Annotated in this window: 16 protein-coding genes; 7 read left to right on the forward strand and 9 right to left on the reverse strand. The window is 73.4% G+C overall.

Translation table 11 applies throughout. The features are described 5' to 3' along the window. From VFW79_RS03780 to aceA, 5 genes are all read right to left on the reverse strand, one after another. The coding region (locus VFW79_RS03780) for a putative T7SS-secreted protein (protein ID WP_329675980.1) at positions 1-880 on the reverse strand (880 nt) is incomplete at its 3' end. Next, a complete protein-coding gene (locus VFW79_RS03785; protein ID WP_329675981.1) occupies positions 877-1,179 on the reverse strand; it encodes a hypothetical protein in 303 nt (100 codons plus the stop codon). The genes VFW79_RS03780 and VFW79_RS03785, both read right to left, overlap by 4 nt. Before the next feature lie 105 nt (positions 1,180-1,284). Beyond that, positions 1,285-2,055, reverse strand: a complete 771-nt coding sequence (map, locus tag VFW79_RS03790; RefSeq protein ID WP_329675982.1) for a type I methionyl aminopeptidase — start codon at positions 2,053-2,055, stop codon at positions 1,285-1,287. 394 nt (positions 2,056-2,449) lie between these two features. Further along, positions 2,450-4,168, reverse strand: a complete 1,719-nt coding sequence (gene aceB, locus VFW79_RS03795; protein WP_329675983.1) for a malate synthase A — start codon at positions 4,166-4,168, stop codon at positions 2,450-2,452. Positions 4,169-4,256: 88 nt separating this feature from the next. Beyond that, positions 4,257-5,588, reverse strand: coding sequence for an isocitrate lyase (aceA, locus tag VFW79_RS03800; RefSeq protein ID WP_329675984.1), 1,332 nt, complete (start codon positions 5,586-5,588; stop codon positions 4,257-4,259). Positions 5,589-5,725: 137 nt separating this feature from the next. On the opposite strand from aceA, the gene VFW79_RS03805 reads away from it, so the two are divergent. Together VFW79_RS03805 and VFW79_RS03810 are read left to right on the forward strand one after the other, a co-directional pair. Further along, positions 5,726-7,195, forward strand: coding sequence for a helix-turn-helix domain-containing protein (locus VFW79_RS03805; protein ID WP_329675985.1), 1,470 nt, complete (start codon positions 5,726-5,728; stop codon positions 7,193-7,195). A 107-nt stretch (positions 7,196-7,302) separates the two neighbouring features. After that, the gene (locus VFW79_RS03810; RefSeq protein ID WP_329675986.1) at positions 7,303-7,629 is read left to right on the forward strand and encodes a DUF2249 domain-containing protein; all 327 of its coding nucleotides are present in this window, start codon (positions 7,303-7,305) and stop codon (positions 7,627-7,629) included. Between the two features lie 6 nt (positions 7,630-7,635). Here the strand turns inward: VFW79_RS03810 and VFW79_RS03815 are convergent, their stop codons facing one another. Then, complete coding sequence (locus VFW79_RS03815; RefSeq protein WP_329675987.1) at positions 7,636-8,331, reverse strand: DUF4386 domain-containing protein; 696 nt, start codon at positions 8,329-8,331, stop codon at positions 7,636-7,638. A 272-nt stretch (positions 8,332-8,603) separates the two neighbouring features. Here VFW79_RS03815 and VFW79_RS03820 point away from each other — a divergent pair, with 272 nt between their 5' ends. Then, positions 8,604-9,758 (forward strand): sensor histidine kinase, encoded by a 1,155-nt coding sequence (locus VFW79_RS03820; RefSeq protein WP_329675988.1) that lies wholly within the window; start codon positions 8,604-8,606, stop codon positions 9,756-9,758. Continuing rightward, entirely contained in the window at positions 9,755-10,411 is a 657-nt protein-coding gene (locus tag VFW79_RS03825; RefSeq protein WP_329675989.1) for a response regulator transcription factor, read from the forward strand. Before VFW79_RS03820 ends, VFW79_RS03825 begins: the two co-directional genes overlap by 4 nt. Positions 10,412-10,468: 57 nt before the next feature. Here the strand turns inward: VFW79_RS03825 and idi are convergent, their stop codons facing one another. Beyond that, positions 10,469-11,050 carry an isopentenyl-diphosphate Delta-isomerase gene (idi, locus tag VFW79_RS03830; protein ID WP_329675990.1) on the reverse strand — a complete coding sequence of 194 codons (582 nt, stop codon included), beginning with the start codon at positions 11,048-11,050 and terminating at the stop codon, positions 10,469-10,471. A gap of 77 nt (positions 11,051-11,127) precedes the next feature. Beyond that, positions 11,128-12,702, reverse strand: coding sequence for an aspartate:alanine exchanger family transporter (locus VFW79_RS03835; RefSeq protein WP_329675991.1), 1,575 nt, complete (start codon positions 12,700-12,702; stop codon positions 11,128-11,130). 117 nt (positions 12,703-12,819) lie between these two features. Between VFW79_RS03835 and VFW79_RS03840 the strand changes: the two genes are divergently transcribed. Beyond that, on the forward strand, positions 12,820-13,509 hold the full coding sequence (locus VFW79_RS03840; RefSeq protein ID WP_329675992.1) for a DUF2993 domain-containing protein: 690 nt from the start codon (positions 12,820-12,822) through the stop codon (positions 13,507-13,509). Positions 13,510-13,583: 74 nt separating this feature from the next. After that, on the forward strand, positions 13,584-14,291 hold the full coding sequence (locus VFW79_RS03845; RefSeq protein ID WP_329675993.1) for a M50 family metallopeptidase: 708 nt from the start codon (positions 13,584-13,586) through the stop codon (positions 14,289-14,291). A 100-nt stretch (positions 14,292-14,391) separates the two neighbouring features. On the opposite strand, the gene VFW79_RS03850 is transcribed toward VFW79_RS03845, so the two are convergent. Continuing rightward, positions 14,392-14,643: a hypothetical protein gene (locus tag VFW79_RS03850; RefSeq protein WP_329675994.1), complete on the reverse strand. Its 252-nt coding sequence runs from the start codon at positions 14,641-14,643 to the stop codon at positions 14,392-14,394. A 156-nt stretch (positions 14,644-14,799) separates the two neighbouring features. Between VFW79_RS03850 and VFW79_RS03855 the strand changes: the two genes are divergently transcribed. Beyond that, complete coding sequence (locus VFW79_RS03855; protein WP_329675995.1) at positions 14,800-21,102, forward strand: DUF3320 domain-containing protein; 6,303 nt, start codon at positions 14,800-14,802, stop codon at positions 21,100-21,102. Positions 21,103-21,165 lie beyond the last annotated feature (63 nt).

Genomic DNA, 21,165 nt, shown 5'->3' on the forward strand with positions numbered 1-21,165 from the left:
TGGCCGTCCGAGCGGCCGTTCCGAGGTCCGCGATCCCGTCGCCAACGCGAACCCCCGCAGAAGCGCTCCGCGCCGCGACCAGCCCGCCGCCTGCCGTGAGAGCAGCGAGCGCCGCGTCGGGAGCCAGGTGACCGATCGCACGCGCAGGGCTGGTGGCCCAGGTGTCGTAGTCGATGAGGTCCTTGCCGAGCTGGACGGGATCCTTGACCGCCGCGACGAGGCCGAGGGCCACGGCGGTGTCGGACGCCACGGTGCCGTCGGGGTCGAGCTGACGTCGGACGGAGCTGTGGTCCCAGACGAGGTGACCGAGCCCGCCGAACGACTCGGCGGCGCCGCGCCACAGCTCGGACCACTGGTAGCCGACCTGGTTCCACAGGCCCGGGCTGATCGGTGCGTCCACGCACGCGTCCAGGAGGGCGGCGGCTGCGTTGGTGGCGGAGCGATGAACCTGCGAGCGGGCATCATCCAGGGACGCGAGGGCGAGATGCTGGCCGGCCGTCGGGGTGATCGTGCCGAGGAGGTCGGGGGCCGCACACGCAGCGGCGGCGTCGAACGACCGGATCGCGGCCCGGGCCTGGTCCTGAGCCCACTCGAGGGTCGAGGCGTGGGTGTGCAGGGCGCTCGCCGCGCTGCCCATCGCGTTCGCCGCCACGAGGATGCGCGTCCGCATCGCCGTGGTCGTCTCGGAGAACGTCGACGCGGCTTTGCCGGTCCAGCCTCGCGCCTCGGTTCCACCGATGCCCTCGGCAACTGTCGTCAGCGTCTCAGCCGTCTCGTCCAGGGCTCGCGCATCGGACCGCACGGCGCCCGCGTCGCCGGGGATCAGGACCGCAGCATCGCGGGTGTCGCCCAGGCTCCTCGCGAGCACGCCGGTGTTCATTGCGGCGTCGACGGATCGCCTGCTGCCTCGGCGAGGCCGGCATCGATCTCCTCGAGCCATCCAGCCGTGGACACCAGGACCGTCCCGCTGGCTCGCACGTCGTCCGCGGTGGCGCGCAGGCCCCGCGCCCACCGCTCGGCGAAGCCGGAGGCCGCGCTCGCCAGCGACGGGTGACCGTAGCGGCTGCGCCGTGCCGCAAGGGCGGTGCCGTCGATGCCGCTGACCGTCGCGCCGTACTCGATGAGGAGCTCGCCCCTGCTGCGCAGCTCAGCCGTCTCGACCTGCAGATCTGCGGCCATGCGTGTCCCCCCGGTTGGTCTCGCTCTCTGAACCCGAGAGCAACCTAGGGGGATTCGTCCGGTGTGCGACGGTTGTCCACAACCCCGGTGTGACCGGGGCGGACGTCAGGAGTCGCGCGCGGTGAGGACGATCGGGCCGTCCTTGGTGATCGCGATGGTGTGCTCGGCATGCGCGGCGATCGAGCCGTCGGCCGTGCGGATGGTCCAGCCGTCGGGGTCGATGACGTACTCGTCGCCGCCCGCCATGAACCACGGCTCGATCGCGATGACCAGCCCCGGCTTGAGCTTCTGACCGGTCCCGGCGCGGCCGAGGTTCGGGACGTGCGGGTCCTCGTGCATCGTCCGGCCGACCCCGTGGCCCCCGAAGTCCGCGTTGATGCCGTACCCGGCCGCGCGCCCGACGGCGCCGATCGCCGCGGAGATGTCACCCATGCGGTTGCCGGGCCTCGCGGCGGCGATCCCGGCGGCGAGGGCCTTCTCGGTCGCCTCGATGAGCTTCGTCGCGGCTGCGGTCGGCGTGCCGACCTGGAACGTGATCGCGGAGTCGGCGACCCAGCCCTGCACCTGCGCGGCGAAGTCGACGCTCAGGACGTCCCCGTCGACCAGGACGTAGTCCGACGGCAGGCCGTGCAGCGCGGCGTCGTTGACCGACGTGCAGAGCACGCCCGGGTAGGGGATCGCGCCGAACGACGGGTGGTAGCCGAGGTAGACCGAGTGGGCGCCGGCCGCGTCGATGAGCGCATGCGCGTGGGCGTCGAGGTCACGCAGGCTCACGCCGGCCTTCGCGTAGTCGCGCAGCGACACGAGGACGCTCGCGATGAACTTCCCGGCAGGCCGCATGGCGTTGATCTCGGCAGGTGTCTTGAGCTGGCCCATGGGTCCAGACTCTCACCGTCCGGGGCGCCGTATGTCCGCGCGTCCGCGATCGGGGGCCGTTCACGGCGCCGGGCATGGGACAGCCCGTGGGCCGGTTCCCCTGACGGGTCCCTGCCGCGAAGGACGAGATCGCGGCTCCCACGGGCTGCGGTGACTGCCTGGTACTCGCTCGCCGCCCGACCCGGCAGGGGTCCAGGTGGCACTGCGGGGGGACCGAGTCAGTCCGTCCGAATGCTCGGGCGACTAGCGGACAGTCACCTCACGCGTCCCAAGAATCTTCACTCGGGGACCACCTCCTTTCCCATGTGGCGTCGACGGTACGTCCGCGGCGGGCGCCCGACAAGACCTTTCTCTGCCGGACGGCCGCCGCCGTCATCCCGTGACGTCGCCGCCGTCAGGCCGCCGTCGCCGTGCCCGACGACGCGCCCGTGGAGCCGGGTGCCGACGACGTCGGCGGACGCACGTGCACGAGGAACCGGGTGTACGCGGGCACCGTGAGGAACGTCGGGTACGCGTCGTCGAGCGCGACCTCGCGGAACAGCTCGGCCGCGTCGTCGTACCGGTCGCCCTCGAACCTCGGCAGCTCGTCGAGCACCGAGGTCAGGACGTCCTCGACCGAGTCACCGGTGAGCCGCGTCCCCTCGGCCGTGACGACCTCCTGGTGCACCCACTGCCAGATCTGCGACCGCGAGATCTCGGCGGTGGCCGCGTCCTCCATGAGGTTGTCGATCGCGACCGCACCGTTGCCGCGCAGCCACGCCTCGAGGTAGCGCACGCCGACCGACACGTTGCCGCGGACGCCGGCGTCCGACACCGCGCCGGGCTCGCTGCCTCCCGCGGACGGGATGTCGAGCAGCTCAGCGGCGGTGACGCGCACGTCCTCGCGCAGCCGGTCGCGCTGGTCGTGGCGGTCGCCGAGGACCTCGTCGAACACCGCGCGGGCGACCGGCACGAGGTCCGGGTGCGCGACCCACGTGCCGTCGTAGCCCTGACCGGCCTCGCGCTCCTTGTCGGCCTTGACCTGCGCGAGCGCCCGCTCGGTGACCTCGGGGTCGCGCCGGTTGGGGATGAAGGCCGACATGCCGCCGATGGCATGCGCACCGCGGCGGTGGCACGTCGCGACGAGCAGCTCGGTGTAGGCGCGCATGAACGGGACGGTCATCGTGATGCGGCCGCGGTCGGGCAGGACGAACCGGGGGCCGCGCGAGCGGAAGTTCTTGATGATGCTGAAGATGTAGTCCCAGCGACCCGCGTTGAGCCCCGCGCAGTGCTCGCGCAGCTCGTAGAGGATCTCCTCCATCTCGAACGCCGCCGTGATCGTCTCGATGAGGACCGTCGCGCGGATGGTGCCGCGCGGGATGCCGAGCCGGTCCTCGGTGAAGACGAACACGTCGTTCCACAGCCGCGCCTCGAGGTAGCCCTCGATCTTCGGCAGGTAGAGGTACGGCCCGCGGCCGCCGTCGATGAGCGCCTGGGCGTTGTGGAACAGGTAGAGGCCCGCGTCGACGAGGCTGCCCGACGCCGACGAGCGCTGGCCGGCCCGGTCCGTGAACCGCAGGTGCTTCTCGGCGAGGTGCCAGCCGCGCGGACGCATGACGATGGTCGGCGTCGTCGGCCCGACGCGGTACTCCTTGCCCTCGTCGGACGTGAAGTCGATCTGGCCGCGGATGGCCAGCGCGAGGTTGTGCTGGCCGCCGACGATGTTCTCCCACGTCGGCGCCGTGGCGTCCTCGAGGTCCGCGAGCCAGACGCGCGCGCCGGAGTTCAGCGCATTGATGGTCATCTTGCGGTCGGTCGGGCCGGTGATCTCCACGCGGCGGTCCTCGAGCCCCGGCCCCGGCCCGGCCACGCGCCACGTGGTGTCCTCGCGGAGGTGCCGGGTCTCGGGGCGGAAGTCGGGGTCGAGCCCGTTGGCGAACCGCTCCCTGCGGCGCTGGCGGGCCAGCAGCAGGTCGTGGCGCGAACCGGCGAACCGCGTGTGCAGCTCCGCGACGAACGCGAGCGCCTCGGGAGTCAGGATCTGCTCCGAGCCGGGCACGACGGGCCCGGTGATCTCGAGGGTCGGCGCTGCGACGGCCGTGGGACGGGTCGTGGTGGGCGTCAGCGTGGGCATGGCGTGCTCCTCTCGTGGTGCGGCGGTCTGTGCGGTGGGTGGTGCTGTGCGGCGTGCTTCGAGCCTCGGCTCGAGGACCTCGTACATCTCAGTGCGCGTGCGCGAACTGCGCGCTCTCGGTCGAGCCGGCGAGCGCGAGGGTCGCGCTGGCCGGGTTGAGCGCGGTGGCGACCCGGTCGAAGTAGCCGGTGCCGACCTCGCGCTGGTGACGGGTCGCGGTGTAGCCGTCGGCCTCGGACGCGAACTCGGCCTCCTGCAGCTCGACGTACGCGCTCATGCCGCGCTCGGCGTAGCCGCGGGCGAGGGAGAACATCGAGTGGTTGAGCGCGTGGAAGCCGGCCAGGGTGATGAACTGGAATGCGTAGCCGGAGGCCGCGAGCTCCTTCTGGAACCGCGCGATCGTCGAGTCGTCGAGGGCCGCGCGCCAGTTGAACGACGGCGAGCAGTTGTAGGCGAGCAGCTTGCCGGGGTGCCGGTCGTGGATGCGCTCGGCGAACTCCCGCGCGAGGTCCAGGTCGGGGGTAGAGGTCTCGACCCAGATCAGGTCCGCGTACTCGGCGTAGGCCATGGCCCGCGAGACGACCGGGTCGAGGCCCGGACGCACCCGGAAGTAGCCCTCGGCGGTCCGCTCGCCCGTGAGGAACGGCTCGTCGCGCGGGTCGACGTCGGACGTCAGCAGGTCGGCGCCGAGCGCGTCGGTGCGCGCGATGACGACGGTCGGCACGCCCGCGACGTCGGCCGCGAGCCGGGCCGCGCTCAGCGTGCGCACGTGCTGGCTCGTCGGGACGAGGACCTTGCCGCCGAGGTGGCCGCACTTCTTCTCGGCCGCGAGCTGGTCCTCCCAGTGCACGCCGGCCGCGCCGGCCTCGATCATCGACGCCATGAGCTCGTAGGCGTTGAGCGGGCCGCCGAACCCGGCCTCGGCGTCGGCGACGATCGGAGCGAGCCAGTCGCGGGTGCGCTCGCCCTCGGACGTCTCGATCTGGTCGGCCCGCAGCAGCGCGTTGTTGATGCGGCGCACGACGGCGGGGACGCTGTTCGCGGGGTAGAGGCTCTGGTCCGGGTACGTCTGACCGGACAGGTTCGCGTCGGCCGCGACCTGCCAGCCGGACAGGTAGATGGCCTCGAGGCCGGCCTTGACCTGCTGGACGGCCTGGTTGCCGGTGAGCGCCCCGAGCGCGGGGACCCACTCGCGGTTGTGGAGCAGGTCCCACAGGCGCTCGGCCCCCCTGCGGGCGAGCGTGTGCTCCTCGCGGACCGATCCACGCAGCGCGATGACGTCCTCGGCCGTGTAGTCGCGGCGGATGCCGGCCCAGCGGGGGTCGGTCGCCCACTGCTGGGCGAGCTCGGCCGCGGTCTGGGTCTGGTCGCCCGGGCGGGTCGTGGTGGGCTGGTGCGTCGACGACGTTGTCTCGTTCACGATGTCCCTCGATTTCCGGTTGCTGGCCTGGTGGAACCACTCTGCGGGAAGGTCAACAGGTCTTCACCGGTCAATCGTGCAGAAGATCGACGAAACTTCTGCTCGACAGAATCCGCGGGTTCTGGCACCGTCGAGGGATGGCGATCACCCCCACGCTCGCGCCCCTGCCCGACGACGCGGTCGACACGCTCGTCCTGGGCCGCCGCATCCGCCACCTGCGCACCGCACGCGGCCTGACGCTCGACGAGCTCGGCGCCGCGATCGGCCGGGCCGCGTCGCAGGTGTCCATGATCGAGAACGGCCACCGAGAGCCCAAGCTGTCGCTGCTCAGTCAGATCGCCGCCGCGCTGGGCGTGCCGGTCGCGGAGCTGCTGCGCGAGGAGGCCCCGAGCCGCCGCTCGGCACTCGAGGTCGAGCTCGAGCGGGCCCAGCGCGGTCCGCTGTTCGCGTCGCTGCAGATGCCGACGGTCAAGGTCGGCAAGTCGCTGCCGACCGACGCGCTCGAGGCCCTCGTCCGGCTCCAGGCGGAGGTCCAGCGGCTGCTCACCGAGAAGGCCGCGACGCCTGAGGAGGCCCGTCGCGCGAACGCCGAGCTGCGGGCGACGATGCGGGCGCAGGACAACTACTTCCCCGAGCTCGAGGATCACGCGCGCCGGCTGCTCGGGGCGGTCGAGCACCCCGGCGGTCCGCTCTCGCAGCGCGGGACCGCGGACATCGCCGCGCACCTCGGGTTCACGCTGCACTACGTCCACGACCTGCCGCACTCGACCCGCTCCGTGACGGACCTGGCGAACCGGCGGATCTACCTGCCGCACGGGCTCACGTCCTCGAGCGACCCGCGCTCCGCGCTGCTGCAGGCCATCGCGAGCTTCGTGCTCGGGCACGCCGAGCCCCGCGACTACGGGGACTTCCTGCGCCAGCGCGTCGAGACGAACTACCTGGCCGCCGCGCTCATGCTGCCCGAGGCCGGCGCCGCCGAGCTCATGCGGGAGGCCAAGGCCGAGCGCCGGCTGTCGGTCGAGGACCTGCGCGACGCGTATGCCGTGCCGTACGAGACCGCCGCCCACCGGTTCACCAACCTCGCGACCCGGCACCTCGACGTGCCCGTGCACTTCATGAAGGTCCACGAGAGCGGCACGCTGCACAAGGCGTACGAGAACGACGGCGTGCGGTTCCCGTCCGACCCGCTCGGCGCGATCGAGGGTCAGCCGGTGTGCAAGAACTGGACGGCGCGCATCGTGTTCTCGATCCCTGACCGGTTCAGCCCGTACTACCAGTACACGGACACCCCGACCGGCACGTTCTGGTGCACGTCGCGCGTGCAGGGCTCCTCCGAGGGCGACTTCTCGGTGTCCGTCGGCGTGCCGTTCCAGCACGTGCGCTGGTTCCGGGGTCGCGAGACGACCGAGCGTGCGGTCTCGCGGTGCCCCGACCCGACGTGCTGCCGCCAGGCACCGACCGAGCTGGCCGACCGGTGGGCCGACCGGGCCTGGCCGAGCGCCCGCCCGCACGCGAGCACCCTGGCCGCGCTGCCGACCGGGGCGTTCCCCGGCGTCGACACGACCGAGGTGTACGAGTTCCTGGACCGGCACGCGCCGCAGGGCTGACCGCCGCCCGGCGACGGTCGAAGGTCCCGGTTAAGTACGGTCTACGCCGTGAATACTCCGGAGACGGCCGCGCGCGGGTGCGGCCCACCACCGACCTGGAGGACCGCATGCCTGCCGAGAACGTCGAGATCGAGACCGGCCCCACGTCGCCGGCCGCCGCTGAGGGTCATGTCTGCGGCTGCCAGCACGACGAGTCCGAGGTCGTGCTCGACGTGCGGACGATCCCGCACGCCGTCCGCCACGCCGCGGTCCGCGGTGCGTTCAGCGCGATCCCGGTCGGCGGCACGATGGTGCTCGTCGCCCCGCACCGCCCGATGCCGTTGCTCGCGGAGCTCACCGCCGACGCGCACGGAGCGCTCGCGGTCGAGTTCGTCGTCGAGGAGCCGACGGAGTGCCACGTGCGCCTGACTCGGACCGCCTCCGTCGTCGCCTGACAACCCTCACGCCGAGACGAGCGCACCGTCCGCCGGCTGGGCCATCGTCGCACCAGCCGTCGGACGGAATCCGCGCGCGATCATCCACACCGCCAGCACCATCTCCTGGACGGCCAGGGGCATGAGCATCAGAACCTGCTCGGTCGAGCCCGCGCCGACGACGTCGTACATCGCGAGCAGGTCCGCGACGACGTACAGCGCGATCGCCGCGAGGCCCCACACCGCGATCCAGCGGGGGGCGAGGCGCGACCGGTAGAGCAGCGCGTAGAGCAGGACGGCGCCGCAGCCGAACACGACCGCGAGCACCGCGTCCACGGCGTCGCCGGCGAGCAGCAAGCCGCCGAGGCGCACCCCCACCGGGGACGTCGTGCCCGGACCTGCCGCCACGACTTCACCCACGGGCGCGAGGAGAAGCCAGCCGACCGCGAGGACGAGGTAGCAGGCCGTCTCGAGCGCCCCGCGCAGGACCAGGTAGCCGATGGCCAGCGCCTCGTTCACCCGGCGCAGCACCGGGAGCAGCACGACCGGGACGAACGCGAGCGACAGACCCATGACCAGCACCAGCAGGGCGCCGGTCACGGCCGCACCGGGGTGCTCCGCGGCGGCGGCCAACGGGTCGTGCGCGTCACGCAACCCACCGGTGACGACCATGCTGAGGATGCCGGCCACCGTCCCGGTGACGTAGAGGACTCCGGCGGCCACGGCAGCGGACCTGTCCGCTCGAACGGCGCCCGGCCGAGGCGCTCGCGGCTGACGGGCGTTCAGGCTCTCCCGGGGAGACAAGCTCTGCGACATCATCGGTCGTCCTCCAGATCGTGAACGCGTCGGCCGGTCGCCGACGCACTCTCAGCGTGGCGAGCCGCGCCCGGACCCACATCGGCCGCGTGGTGCGACGACCTCTCGGCCGCTGGGCCGGTGACGGGCTCGTCCTTTCGGCCGATGTGCGCCGGCGCGCGATCCCTAGGCTGGGAGGCGTGACGAGAGATGCGGTCCGGCCGCTCTGGGTCGAACCTCGAGCCCTCCAGCCGCCGGTCCGCGTCTGGCGCGACTGGGCCCTGGTCGGGGTGTTCGTCAGCGCAGCCGTCCTCGAGACCGTGCTGCGGCAGGACGCCCGCTGGTTCCCGCTGGGCTCCGTGGAGGCCGTGGCGCTGGCGTTCACGCTGCTGTGGCGACGGACCCGTCCGCTCGCGATGATCGCCGTCGGGTTCGGTGTCTCTGCCGTGGTGAGCCTCGCCGCGGTGGTCGGTCACGCGGGCGGACCGGTCGCCTTCGTCTCGATGGTCTACCTTCTGCTGCTCGTCTACGCGCTGTTCCGGTGGGGGTCCGGCGGTGCTGTGGCCATCGGGTCGCTCATCGCTCTCGCCTCCAGCGGTCTGGGAAGCGCTGTGGACCATGCGCAGGTCGGCGATGCGCTCTTCGGCGTCGTCATCCTCGCAATCCCCGCGGCTCTGGGTGCGTCCGTGCGGCTGCGTGCCACGACGCGACAGCGCGAGCTCGACCAGGTCCGCCTGCGCGAACGCGAGCAGCTGGCCCGCGAGCTGCACGACACGGTGGCGCACCACGTCTCGGCGATGGTGGTCCGCGCGCAGGCCGGACGCGTCGTCGCCGCGATGCGACCCGGGGCGGCGGTCGAGGCGCTCGAGGTCATCGAGGCCGAAGGTGCCCGCACCCTCGCAGAGATGCGGACGATGGTGGGGGTCCTGCGCGAGCCCCACGATGCCGAGGTGGTGCCGCAGCGCGGCGCGGCCGACATCGACCGTCTTGCCCGGCCGGCGGCGGCCGACGAGCCCGGCGTCGAGGTGCAGGTGTCCGGCGACCTGACGAACCTCAGCCCGTCGGTCGGGGCTGCGAGCTACCGCATCGCTCAGGAGGCGGTCACCAACGCGACGCGGCACGCCCGGCACGCCACGCGGATCGTCGTCCAGGTTGCCGGTGACCGGGACGACGTCCGCATGACAGTCAGCGACGACGGCGACCCGGTTACCGCCGGCCGGCCCCGAGGCGGGTTCGGCGTCGTGGGCATGACGGAACGGGCGGCGCTCCTCGGCGGGACGCTCCATGCCGGTCCTGGCCCCGACCGGGGCTGGGTAGTCGACGCGGTGCTCCCGCGGCGGGGGCCGACCCGATGAGCATCCGGGTGCTGATTGCCGACGACCACGACATCGTCCGGTCCGGGCTCCGGATGATCCTCGACGCCCAGCCGGGGATCGAGGTGGTCGCCGAGGCACGGGACGGCCGTGAAGCGGTCGCGCTCGCCCGTGCGCTGCGACCGGACGTGTGCCTGTTCGACATCCGCATGCCCGAGGTCAACGGGCTCGAGGCCACCCGGGCCCTCGCCGGACCGGACGTCGAGGACCCGATGGCGGTCGTGGTCATCACCACGTTCGACCTCGACGAGTACGTCCACGGCGCCCTCAAGGCGGGAGCCCGCGGGTTCCTGCTCAAGGACGCCGGGCCCGAGCTCCTCACCCAGGCGATCCATGCGGCGGCCAACGGCGAGGCGCTCATCGCGCCGAGCGTCACGGTCCGCCTGCTGGCAGCGTTCGCTGACCTGCAGACGGGTCCGCCGCCCGCCCAGCCCATCGAACGGCTCACAGCGCGGGAGGAGGAGGTGCTCCTGACCGTGGCCCAGGGCCTGACCAACGCCGAGATCGCCGGTGCGCTGTCGATCAGCCTCAGCACCGTCAAGACGCACCTCGCCAGCCTCATGGGCAAGCTCGGCGCGCGGAACCGCGTCGAGATCGCCCTGTGGGCCTACGAGACGAGACGCCTCACGACCTGAGCAGGTACGCCGAGCCGTGCGCTCGGCAGCTGGCCGGCACAGCTGTCGAGGGAACAGTCAGCTCGCGGCGGCGGCCCAGCTGTCGTCCCCGGCCAGCCGCTCCATCTGGAGGGCTGCCCACGGGCTCACGGGCACGTCGCCGGCGGCGATGAGGGCCCGGAACTCGTCGGGCGTCACCCACCGGTGGTTGGCGACCTCGGACGGGTCCGGCGTGACGGTGATGCCGGCGGGGACGCGCGCGAGGAACACCGGGCAGATCTCGTTCTCGACGATCCCGTTGTCCATGACCGCGCGGTAGCGGAAGTCCGGCAGCAGCGGGCTGACCTCGACGTCGCCGCGGATGCCGAGCTCGTGCCGCAGCCGTCGCAGCACCGCGCCGACCAGGTCCTCGTCGAGCCCGGGATGCCCGCAGCACGCGTTGGTCCAGACACCCGGCCAGGTGCGCTTGGCCGGTGCGCGCTGCGTGAGGAGCACGCGGCCGTCGCTGTCGACGACGTAGCAGGAGAACGCGAGGTGCAGCGGGGTGTCGGTGGTGTGGACCTCAGCCTTGAGCGCGGTACCGATGACCGCGCCCGACTCGTCGACCAGCACCACGTGCTCGTGGTCCGGCTCGACCGACCCGACGTGCCTGCCTGCCATCGTTGCCCCTGCCGTCGTGGTGGCCTCGCCGCCGCATGAGGGGACGATCGTAGCCAGAGCGGACGTCTTGGCGCCTGCTACGGCGTGACGAGCACCTGCACGAGCAGGATCTTGACGATGATCCCCAGCGCGAACAGCGCGGCGTACCCGCCCTCGACGCGCTCGTCGGTCACCCGCCCGCCCGCGTACGCCAGGACCGCCGGCTGCCCGACGAGACCCGCCAGCGCGCCGGCCGTGCGGGGGGCGCTCGCCCCGACGAGCCGCCCGCCGAGCACGAACACGACCGACGAGATCCCGACGACGGCGACCGCGAGGACGACGATGCGCAGCCCCGTCGCGGTGAACGCCTGCGCGGCGAACGCCTGGCCCGACGCGAGCCCGACAGCGGCAAGGAACAGCAGCAGCCCGAGCTGACGGATCGTGAGGTTCGCTGCGCGCGGCATGCCCCAGACCACCGGACCGGTCCGCTCGAGGCTCCCGAGGATCATCCCGACCACGAGCGGTCCCGCTGCGGACCCGAGCGCGAAGCTCGCGCCGCCCCCGAGGGGGATCGTGATGAGCCCGACCACGAGGCCGAGCGCCATCCCGATGCCGACCGTGAGCGCGTCGATCTCCGAGACCCGGTGCTCGGAGTCCCCGAGGTACCGGGACACCGCCGCGAGCTCCTCGCGCGGGACGACCGCGAGCACCCGGTCGCCCAGCTCGAGCGTGAGGTCGTCGCGCGCGAGCAGGTCGAGGTCCCCGCGCAGGACGCGGGTCAGGACGCCGCCGAACCGGTCGGGGAAGTCGAGCTCGGCGACGGTGCGGCCCGCGACCTTGCGGTCGGACACGACGAACCGCCGGAAGTCGACCGAGGTGCGGTCATCAGCGAGGTGCTCCTCGAGCCGGACGCCCAGGTGCGCCACGGCCGCGTCGACCGCCGGGCGTGGGCCGACGACGACGACGCGGTCGCCCGGCTGCAGCTGCTCGTCGTGGCCGACAACGCGCGTGCGACCGCCCCGCTCGAGGTAGGACAGCCGGACGTCCTGAGCCGCGAACCCCGGGACCTCGCTCAGCAGGGTCGGTCGCTGCACCTCGGCGCTCGTCGCGTCCAGGCCGACCCCGGCGGCGGGCTCAGGGTCGCGCGACGCGGGCCACCGGCGGTTGACGGTCAGCGCCACGACGAGGATCGCGACGGTCACCCCGACCGGGTAGGCGAGCGAGTACCCGACGGCTGGCTCCTGAGTGCCTGCGGCGACCGTCGCCGCGGCCAGCGCCGGGGTCGACGTGAGCGCACCGGTGAACGCACCGGCGCTGAGCGGGCCACTGAGCCCGAACGCCCCGCCGATCGCCGACGCGGTCCCGCCGGCGAGCGCGAGGGCCCCGATCCCGACCGCCATGAGCGGCAGCTGGCGACGCAGGTCCCGGAAGAACGTGCTCCCGGCCGCGAGGCCAACCGTGTAGACGAACAAGGCGAGGCCGAGCGTCTGGACCAGCCCGAGGCCGGCGCCAAGCCGCTTGTCGGTCGCCCCCAGCGCGAGGCCGACGAACAGGGCGCCCGCCGCGCCGAACCGGACCGGGCCGAACGGGATCGCGCCGACCGCGGTCCCGAGAGCCACGACCACGAAGATCGTCAGGAGCGGGGACCCCGCGAGCACGTCGAGCAGCGGCATGTCATCGCCTCGGCAGGGGGCGGCTGGTGGTCATGGGTCGACCGTATCGGCCGCCGGGGACGCCTGGTGGCGGCGTCCCGCGACACCACCCGCCGGTCGGGTCCGTACGCTGGCTCGATGCGCGCGCGAAGAGTGGTCGTCGGGGTGGTGGTCCTCGGCGTCCTCGCGGTCGGTGTGGTCGTGGCGGACCGCGCGGCGGCGTCGGCGGCCGAGCACCGCGTCGTCACCGAGATCGAAGCCCGGATGCAGGTCACCGGCACACCCCGCGTCGACGTCGGCGGGTTCCCCTTCCTGACCCAGCTCGTCGCCCGTTCGATCGACCGCACGACGGTCCACGCGGACGCCGTCACGTTCGACGGCGTCGAGGTGACCGACGTGGACCTCGACCTGCACGGGGTATCGGTCGCCAGCCCTGCCGTCGCCGACCGGCTGGTCGTCACCGGCACCCTGTCCCCGGCCACGCTCACACGGCTTGCCGCGAACAGCTCGGGCCTCGCGATCGAGCTCGGGGTCGACGGCGGCGCGCTGACCGCGTCGACCACGGTGCTCGGCGTCCCACTCGTCGCGCGCCTCGCCCCGCGCATCGAGGCCGGGGTGATCCGCGTGGACGTCACGACGGTGCGGCTCGGCCAGCTCGACGTCACGGTCGACACGCTCCCTTCGGCGCTCGCGGACGGTCTGCGCGGACTGCAGATCCCGGTCAACGGCCTGCCCGACGGCGTGGTGCTCACAGCGGTCGCGGTCGTGCCGGGCGGGGCACGCATCACCGCGACGGGCGCCGACGTGTCGCTCAACGCCCTGCGTTGATCGGCCTGCGTTGATCGGCCCGCCGTGACACGCCGGACCCGGGGATCTGGTTGGCTTCGCCCCGGAGGTGATCCGTGGACCTGATCACGCAGATCTGGGAGCGCGCGACGACGACGCAGGAACCGCCGTCGGGCGAGGTCGTGCTGCTCACGGCAGGGGTGGCGCTCGTGTGCCTCATCGTGCCGGCGCTGTGGCACCTGACCCGGCACGTCCTGACCATCGTCCACGAGAGCGCGCACGCGACGGTCGCGGTGGTGACCGGGCGGCGCCTCGCGGGCGTCCGGCTGCACTCCGACACGTCGGGCCTCACGCTCTCGGTCGGCAAGCCGCGCGGCCCCGGGATGATCGCCACGGCGTTCGCCGGGTACACCGGCCCCGCGGTGCTCGGGCTCGCCGCGGCGTGGGTGCTCGGACGCGGCTACGCCGTGGGCCTGCTCTGGCTGCTCGTGGTCGCTCTCGGGCTGCTGCTCGTCCAGATCCGCAACTGGTACGGGCTGTGGACAGTGCTCGTCAGCCTGGGCGCACTCGTGGCGATCACCTGGTGGGCCACCCCGGTGTGGCAGTCGGGGTTCGCCTACGGACTGACCTGGTTCCTGCTGCTCGGAGCCCCGCGTGCGGTCGTCGAGCTGCAGGCGTCCCGCCATCGAGCGCGCGGTGCACGCACGTCCGACGCCGACATCCTCGCGAGCCTGACGCATGTGCCGGGCCTGGTCTGGGTCGGGGCGTTCCTCGTCGTGACGCTCGGCGCGCTCGCCTGGGCGGCGACGCTGCTCGTGCGGTGACGCTGCACGTCAGGTAGCGCCGTTCAGGCGAGCGCGATCGTCCAGGGGTGCGGGCGCGCGCTCGGAGTCGGCTCGTCGGGCGCGACGACGTGAGCCGCGGCTACTCGTCGATCTGGTCGGACTCCATGCGTTCCGCGAGCGACTCCTCGGCCTCCACGGCGTTCTGCACGTGGCGACCCGTCCCGGTGCGGATGGTCACATCGCTCGGCTCGTCGATCTGGTCCGACTCGATCCGCTCCGCCATGGTCTCGTCGACCTCGGTCACGGGGTGGGCGTGCCCGGGCTCGCGCTCGCGCTCGTGGAGCTTGTCCGACTCGAGCCGCTCGGACATGGTCTGGTCGTCGGGTTCCATGAGCTACCTCGTCTCTGTGGGTGTCTCGGTGGGTCCTCGTCGCCTCATAGAAACCCGCGACCACCCGGCCCGCAACCGGCCACGAGGTGCACGCTCCTTTCCGCGACCCGCCGCAACCGTCGCGCGCCGGACGGGCATGTCGGTAGCCTCGACGCGATGCCTCCTGAGACCAGCGTGACCGCCACGGACCTCGAGGTCGACGCCGCCCCGGTCCTGTCCTACCCGATGGCCCACAACAGGTTGGCGGTCGTCAGCCGCATCGCCGTGCGACACCGCGGGCCCGCCGTCGCGGGGGCGAGCGTCCAGGTCGAGGTGCGCGACGTCGAGGGTCGCATCGGCACCGCGTGGGAGCGGCTCGTCGACCTGGCGCCCGACGCCGAGACGCAGCTCACGGACATCGACCTGCACCTCGACGCGGACGCGATGCTGCAGATCGAGGCCCAGCGGCCCGCGCAGGTCGTGGTGCGTGTGCTGGGCGACGGCGTGCTGCTCGCCGAGCGCTCGCTTCCGGTCGAGCTGCTCGCGGCCCGGCAGTGGGTCGCGGTGCCGCCCCTGCTCGCGACCGAGCTGCTCGCGGCGTTCGTCATGCCGAACCATCCGGCGGTCGCGGCGCTCGTCGCCGAGGCGTCGGACCTCCTCGTGGAGCGCACCGGGCGACCGGTGAGGCGGGCGTACGACGAGGGCCCCGAGCGGGTCGACGCCACGGTGCGCGCCCTGTTCGACGCGATGCAGGCCCGGCAGGTCCGCGCCATCGAGCCGCCCGCGAGCTGGTCCGAGGTCGGGCAGAAGGTCCGGACGCCCGACGAGGTCCTCGACGGCGGTTCCGGCACGTGCCTCGACACCGTCGTCGTCCTCGCGGCCGCGCTCGAGCTGATCGGCGTCCGCCCGCTGCTGTGGCTCGCCGAGGGCTACGCGTTCTGCGGCTACTGGCGTGAGGAGGCCGCTCTCGGCGCGATCGCCCAGACCGACCCGGGCGACGTCGCGGCGATCGTCAACCTCGTCGACCTCGGGCTGATCCGGCTCGTCGACCCGTCGCTCGTGACGGTGCGCGACGAGCCCGCGACGTTCGACCAGGCGCACCCTGCGGCGTACTCCCGGTGGCTGACCGGCGACCTGGGTCGGATCCTTGGCGTCGTCGACGTGTGGCGGGCGCGGCGGGCCGGTGTCCTACCGCTCCCGGCCCGGACGCTGGGTGCCGACGGGACGGTCGTGATCACGGAGTACCGCGCGCCCGAGCGGGCCGCGTTGACCGATGACCGGGTCCCGGCTGCTGGTGGCGCGCTGGGCGAGGCCGAGATGGTGCCGGCAGACCTCGGAGCCCCGGCAGCCGTGGGTACGGCGGAGGCCGCGGCCGAGCCCACGACACCGCCGGTGCCGGCGCGCGTGCGGCAGTGGAAGAACGCCCTGCTCGACCTGTCCCTGCGCAACCGGCTCCTCAACTTCACGCCGCGATCGGCGGTCGCGCTCGCGGTCCCCGCAGGTCACCTGGGGACGGTCGAGGACGCCCTGCACGGCGGCCACGCGGTCCACCTGCTCCCCGCCGACCAGCTCGACGAGGTCCAGGTCGCGCGCGGGATCCGCACCGGCCGCGACCTCCCGGGCGACCAGCGTGCCGAGCTGTTCGACCAGCGCACAGCGCTGTTCACCGACCTGCCGACCACGGCATACGCCGGCCGGCTGCGCGCCCTCGCGTACAAGGCACGCACGATCGTCGAGGAGACCGGCGCCAACAACCTGTACGTCGCGTTCGGCTCGCTCGTGTGGTCCCTCGACGGTCGCGAGCTGCGCTCGCCCCTGGTGCTGGTCCCGGTCCGGCTCGTGACACGGTCGAGGGAGCGCGCGTACCGCATCGAGCTCGACGAGGCCGGTGCGAGCACCCCCAACTACTGCCTGCTCGAGAAGCTGCGACAGGTGCACGGCCTGACCGTGCCGGGTCTCGCCGAGCCCACCGAGGACGGCGCCGGCATCGACCTGGCCGCGGCGCTGCTCGCGATGCGCACCGCGCTCGCGGCCGAGGACCTCGGGTACCGGGTCGAGGAGACCGTCGATCTCGCCGTCCTGCAGTTCGCGAAGTACCGGCTGTGGAAGGACCTCGACGAGAACTGGTCGGTGCTGGCCACCAACCCGCTGGTCAGGCACCTGATCGAGACGCCGACAGACCGGTTCGTCGACCCGGCAGCGCCGGGGGCGCCCGACGTCGACCCGGCGCGAACGGACCTCGACGAGCTCGCGGCGGCGTGCCCGGTGCCGGCCGACGCGTCCCAGCTGACCGCGGTGGCCGACGCGGTCGCGGGGCGGACCTTCGTGCTCGAGGGACCTCCCGGGACCGGCAAGTCGCAGACCATCACGAACCTGCTGACGCGCGCGGTCGCCGACGGCAAGCGGGTGCTGTTCGTCGCCGAGAAGCGTGCGGCCCTCGACGTCGTGCGGGCACGGCTCGACGAGGTCGGCCTCGGCCCGTTCTCGCTCGACCTGCACGACAAGGGCAGCAAGCCGTCCGCGGTGCGTGCCCAGGTACGAGCCGCGCTTGATCACTCCGCCGAGGTCGACGAGCAGGGCCTTGGGGCTGAGCTCGAGACACTGCGCGCGGCCCGGACCGCCCTGGCCCGGTACGCCGAGCGTCTGCACGCGCCGAACGGTGCGGGGCTGTCCTTCTACTCGGCGCGCACGAGCCTTCTCGCGCTCGGCGGCGGCGCTGTCGGCGGGGCGGCGCTCGGGCCTGTGCTCCCGGTCCCGGTCGACCTGCTCGACGCCGCGGGGGCCACGCGGCTCGCGAGCATCCGGCGCGCACTCGAGCTGCTCCCGGACACTGCCGAGCCGGCCCGTCCGCGGCCTGACCACCCGTGGGGGTTCGTCGGGCTCGCCGACCCGGCGCGGATCGACGTCCCGGCCGTGGCGCGTGCAGTCGGCGCGGTCGACGCCGCCCTGCGGACGGCGACCCTGCACGTCGGGCCTGCGACGCCCGCCCTGGGAACCGCTCGCCACCACGTGGACCTGGCGACGCTCGCCAACCTCGCCGCGGCCGACGGCGTGACGCTCGACGAGCTCGACGACACCCGCGCGCCCCGGTGGCGTGAGGCCGCCGAGGCCCTCGTCGACGAGGTGGCCGCGTTCGGGTCTGCGCCGCACCCCGGTCTCGAGCTCGTGGTGCCCGACGTGCTCGGGCTGCCGCTCGGCGAGCTCGCCGTCGAGGCGCACGCGGCGGCCGCGGGGAGCTGGTTCGTACGGCGCCGGCGTCTCGCAGCGATCGCCGACCACCTGCGACCGGGCCTGCGGCTCGGAGCGATCGTCAAGCCGGCCCGGGTCCCCGAGCTCACGGCGTCGCTCGCCGCGCTGCAGGCTGCAGCCGAGAACCTGGCGTTCCGCGCCGAGCAGCTCGCGGGGGTCGCGCTGCCCGCGACCTGGAACCCGATGGTGCCCGAGGCGCTCGACGAGCTCACGGCGCAGGTCGAGTGGCTGACGTGGGCGGGTGCGGCGGTCGACCCCGACGGTGACGACCCGACCGCCGACCCGTTCGTCCGGGCGCTGCGTGACCTGCTGTCCGACGGGGTGCGCGGCGCGATGGCGGTGGGGACGGTCGAGGCGCTCGACGAGCTCGCACGGGCGGCGACGGCGCTCATGACGACCGTGGCGTCGACGCCCGAACAGGTCGCGCGGTGGAGCGCGGACGTGGGCGTCGTGGGGCGCTGGATCGCGACCGCCGAGGGCCGGGCCGCACGGCCTGCGGACGATGCTGTGCCCGTCCGGCGCGGCGCGGATCGCGTCGCCGAGGTCGACCCCGTGCCCCTGACCCGCTGGGTCGCGTTCGTCGGGGCGCTCGAGCCGCTGCGGCACGCCCATCTGCTCGCCGCGCGCGAGGCGCTGCTCCTCGGAACCGTCGACTCGACGGCCGCGGTCAACGCGCTCGGTCGGGGCGTCGCGCTCGCGTCGGCTCGCGAGCGCCGCGTGGCCACCGGGCTCGACGGGTTCGACCCCCTGGTCCAGCAGCACACCATCGAGCGGTTCGCCACGTCGGCGCGCACGGTCCGCGACCTCCAGCGCGCGGCGATCCCCGGCGAGATCGTCCGGGCGCGAGCGTTCGATGCGGCCTCCGCCGTCGGGCAGATCGGTGCGCTCGGGCGCGAGCTCGCCCGGCAGCGCGGCGGGCTGGGCGTGCGCGGGCTCATGGCGACGTACGGGGACCTCATCACGCGCGTGCTGCCGTGCGTGCTCGTGAGCCCGGACTCCCTCGCCCGGTTCTTCCCCGTCCAGGAGCACCTGTTCGACCTCGTGGTGTTCGACGAGGCGTCGCAGATCCGCGTCGCGGACGCCGTCGGGGCCATGGGCCGGGCGGGCAGCGTCGTCGTCGTCGGCGACTCGCAGCAGCTGCCGCCGACGTCGTTCGCCGAGGTCAGTGGCGGGGACCCGCTCGACGACCCCGACGACGGCGTGCTCGGCGCCCTGACCGTCGAGGACGAGGAGAGCATCCTGTCCGAGTGCGTCCAGGCGCGTGTGCCGCGGCACTGGCTGAGCTGGCACTACCGGAGCCAGGACGAGTCGCTCATCGCGTTCAGCAACCACCAGTACTACGAGGACCGGCTCAGCTCCTTCCCCGCGCCGTCGTCCGGTGCGGCCGACCCCGGCCCCGGTGGGTACGGAGTCAGCCTCGTGCGCGTGGACGGGACGTTCCACCGCTCGGCCCGACGCGAGGACGGGACCAGCGGCCTCCCGCGCACCAACCCCGTCGAGGCACAGGCTGTCGTCGAGGAGATCCGGCGCCGGTTCGACGCGCAGCCCGGGCGGGTGCCGTCGCTCGGCGTCGTGACGTTCAACGCCCAGCAGCGGACGCTCATCGAGTCGATGCTGCGGGACTCCGGCGACGACCGGCTCGTCGAGGCCCTCGACGGCCGCGCACCAGACGGTGCCGGCGCCGACGCCAACGGGTCCGCCGCTGCGACGGCCAGCGGCGAGGGACTGTTCGTCAAGAACCTCGAGAACGTCCAGGGTGACGAGCGCGACACGATCCTCTTCTCGACCGCGTTCTCCGTGAACGATCGGGGCTACCTGCCCCTCAACTTCGGGCCGCTCAACCGCGACGGCGGTGAGCGCCGGCTCAACGTGGCCATCACCCGGGCGCGGCGTCAGGTCGTCGTGTTCACGTCGTTCGACCCCGAGCAGCTGCGCGCCGAGGAGACGCAGAGCGTCGGGATCAAGCACCTGCGCGCCTACCTCGACCTGGCGGCGACCGGCTCCCGGACGGTCTCGGTCGCGGGCCGGCGCCCGGCCGTCGTCGACCGGCACCGCGAGCAGGTCGCCGACGCGCTGCGGGTGCGCGGGTACGTGGTCCGGACCGACGTGGGCCTCTCGGAGTTCCGCATCGACCTCGTGATCGCCGACCCGAGCGCCCCCGACCGTCCGCTCGTCGCGGTTCTGCTCGATGGGCCCGGATGGGCCGCGCGGCGCACGGTCGGTGACCGCGACGGCCTGCCGCTCGAGGTGCTCGGACGGATGCTGCGGTGGCCCGCGGTCGAGCGCGTCTGGCTGCCCGCGTGGCTCGCCGAACCGGGTGACGTGCTCGACGACCTCATCGCGGCCGTCGAGGTGGCCGCCGCCGATGTTCCACGTGAAACCGCTGGTCAGGTGCATGTTTCCGGGCTTGTTCGGGAATCCGACCTGCGGCGAGCGATCTCGTCGCTGCCCCGGCCGGCGCCGGATCAGCCCGAGCCGAGGATTCAAGCCGAACGGGCCGTCCTGCCCGAGCCCGCCAGCCTGGCTGACTCGACGGTCGACCCCGAGCCTGCGGTCTTGGCCGAGCCGGCGGTCCTGCCTGGCCCGGCAGCTTCGGCTGAGTCGGCGGGCTCGCCCGAGCCGACGGAGCAGCCTCAGCCGGCGGAGCCGGCGCCCTTCGCACCGTGGGAGCCGCGGGTCGCTGGCGATCGAACGGTCCTCGACGGACTGCCCGGCGACCGAGCCGCCGGCCAGGTCCGCGCGGTCATCGACGAGGTCGTCGCGGCCGAGGGACCGGTGCACCTCGACCGGCTCACGCGCCTCGTCGCTACGGCGTTCGGCCTGCCACGCATGACCCCGGCGCGCGTTTCCGCGATCACCGCGCAGGTGCCGCCGGACCTCCTCGCGGGCGGTGCACCGACCGGACGGGACGGCGCGGCCGGCGACGCCGAGAGCTTTGCGTGGCCGCGTGGTCTCGACCGCGCGACCTGGACGGGCTACCGGCGTGCTGCCCCGGGGACGACGCGGGCGCTCGAGCAGGTTCCGACGCGCGAGATCGCGAACGTCATGGTCGCACTCGTCCGGGCGTCCGCCGGGGTGGCCGAGGCCGAGCTGCTGCGCGCGACGCTCGCCGTGCTCGGCCGGGCACGCCTGACGGAGGCGAACCGCACGCGGCTGCTGGCGGCTCTCGGAACGGCCGTCGACGCCGGCCGGGTGCAGGTGTCGCCTGACGGGTTCGTCACCACGCTCTGACCGGTGTGCGCCCACCGCGAAGCGGGCTGAAGACGTAGGCCCTGACACGCCGAGGTGCGCCTG

The sequence above is a fragment of the Cellulomonas sp. genome (genome assembly GCF_036279715.1).
In the GTDB taxonomy this organism is placed as follows: Bacteria; Actinomycetota; Actinomycetes; order Actinomycetales; family Cellulomonadaceae; genus Cellulomonas_A.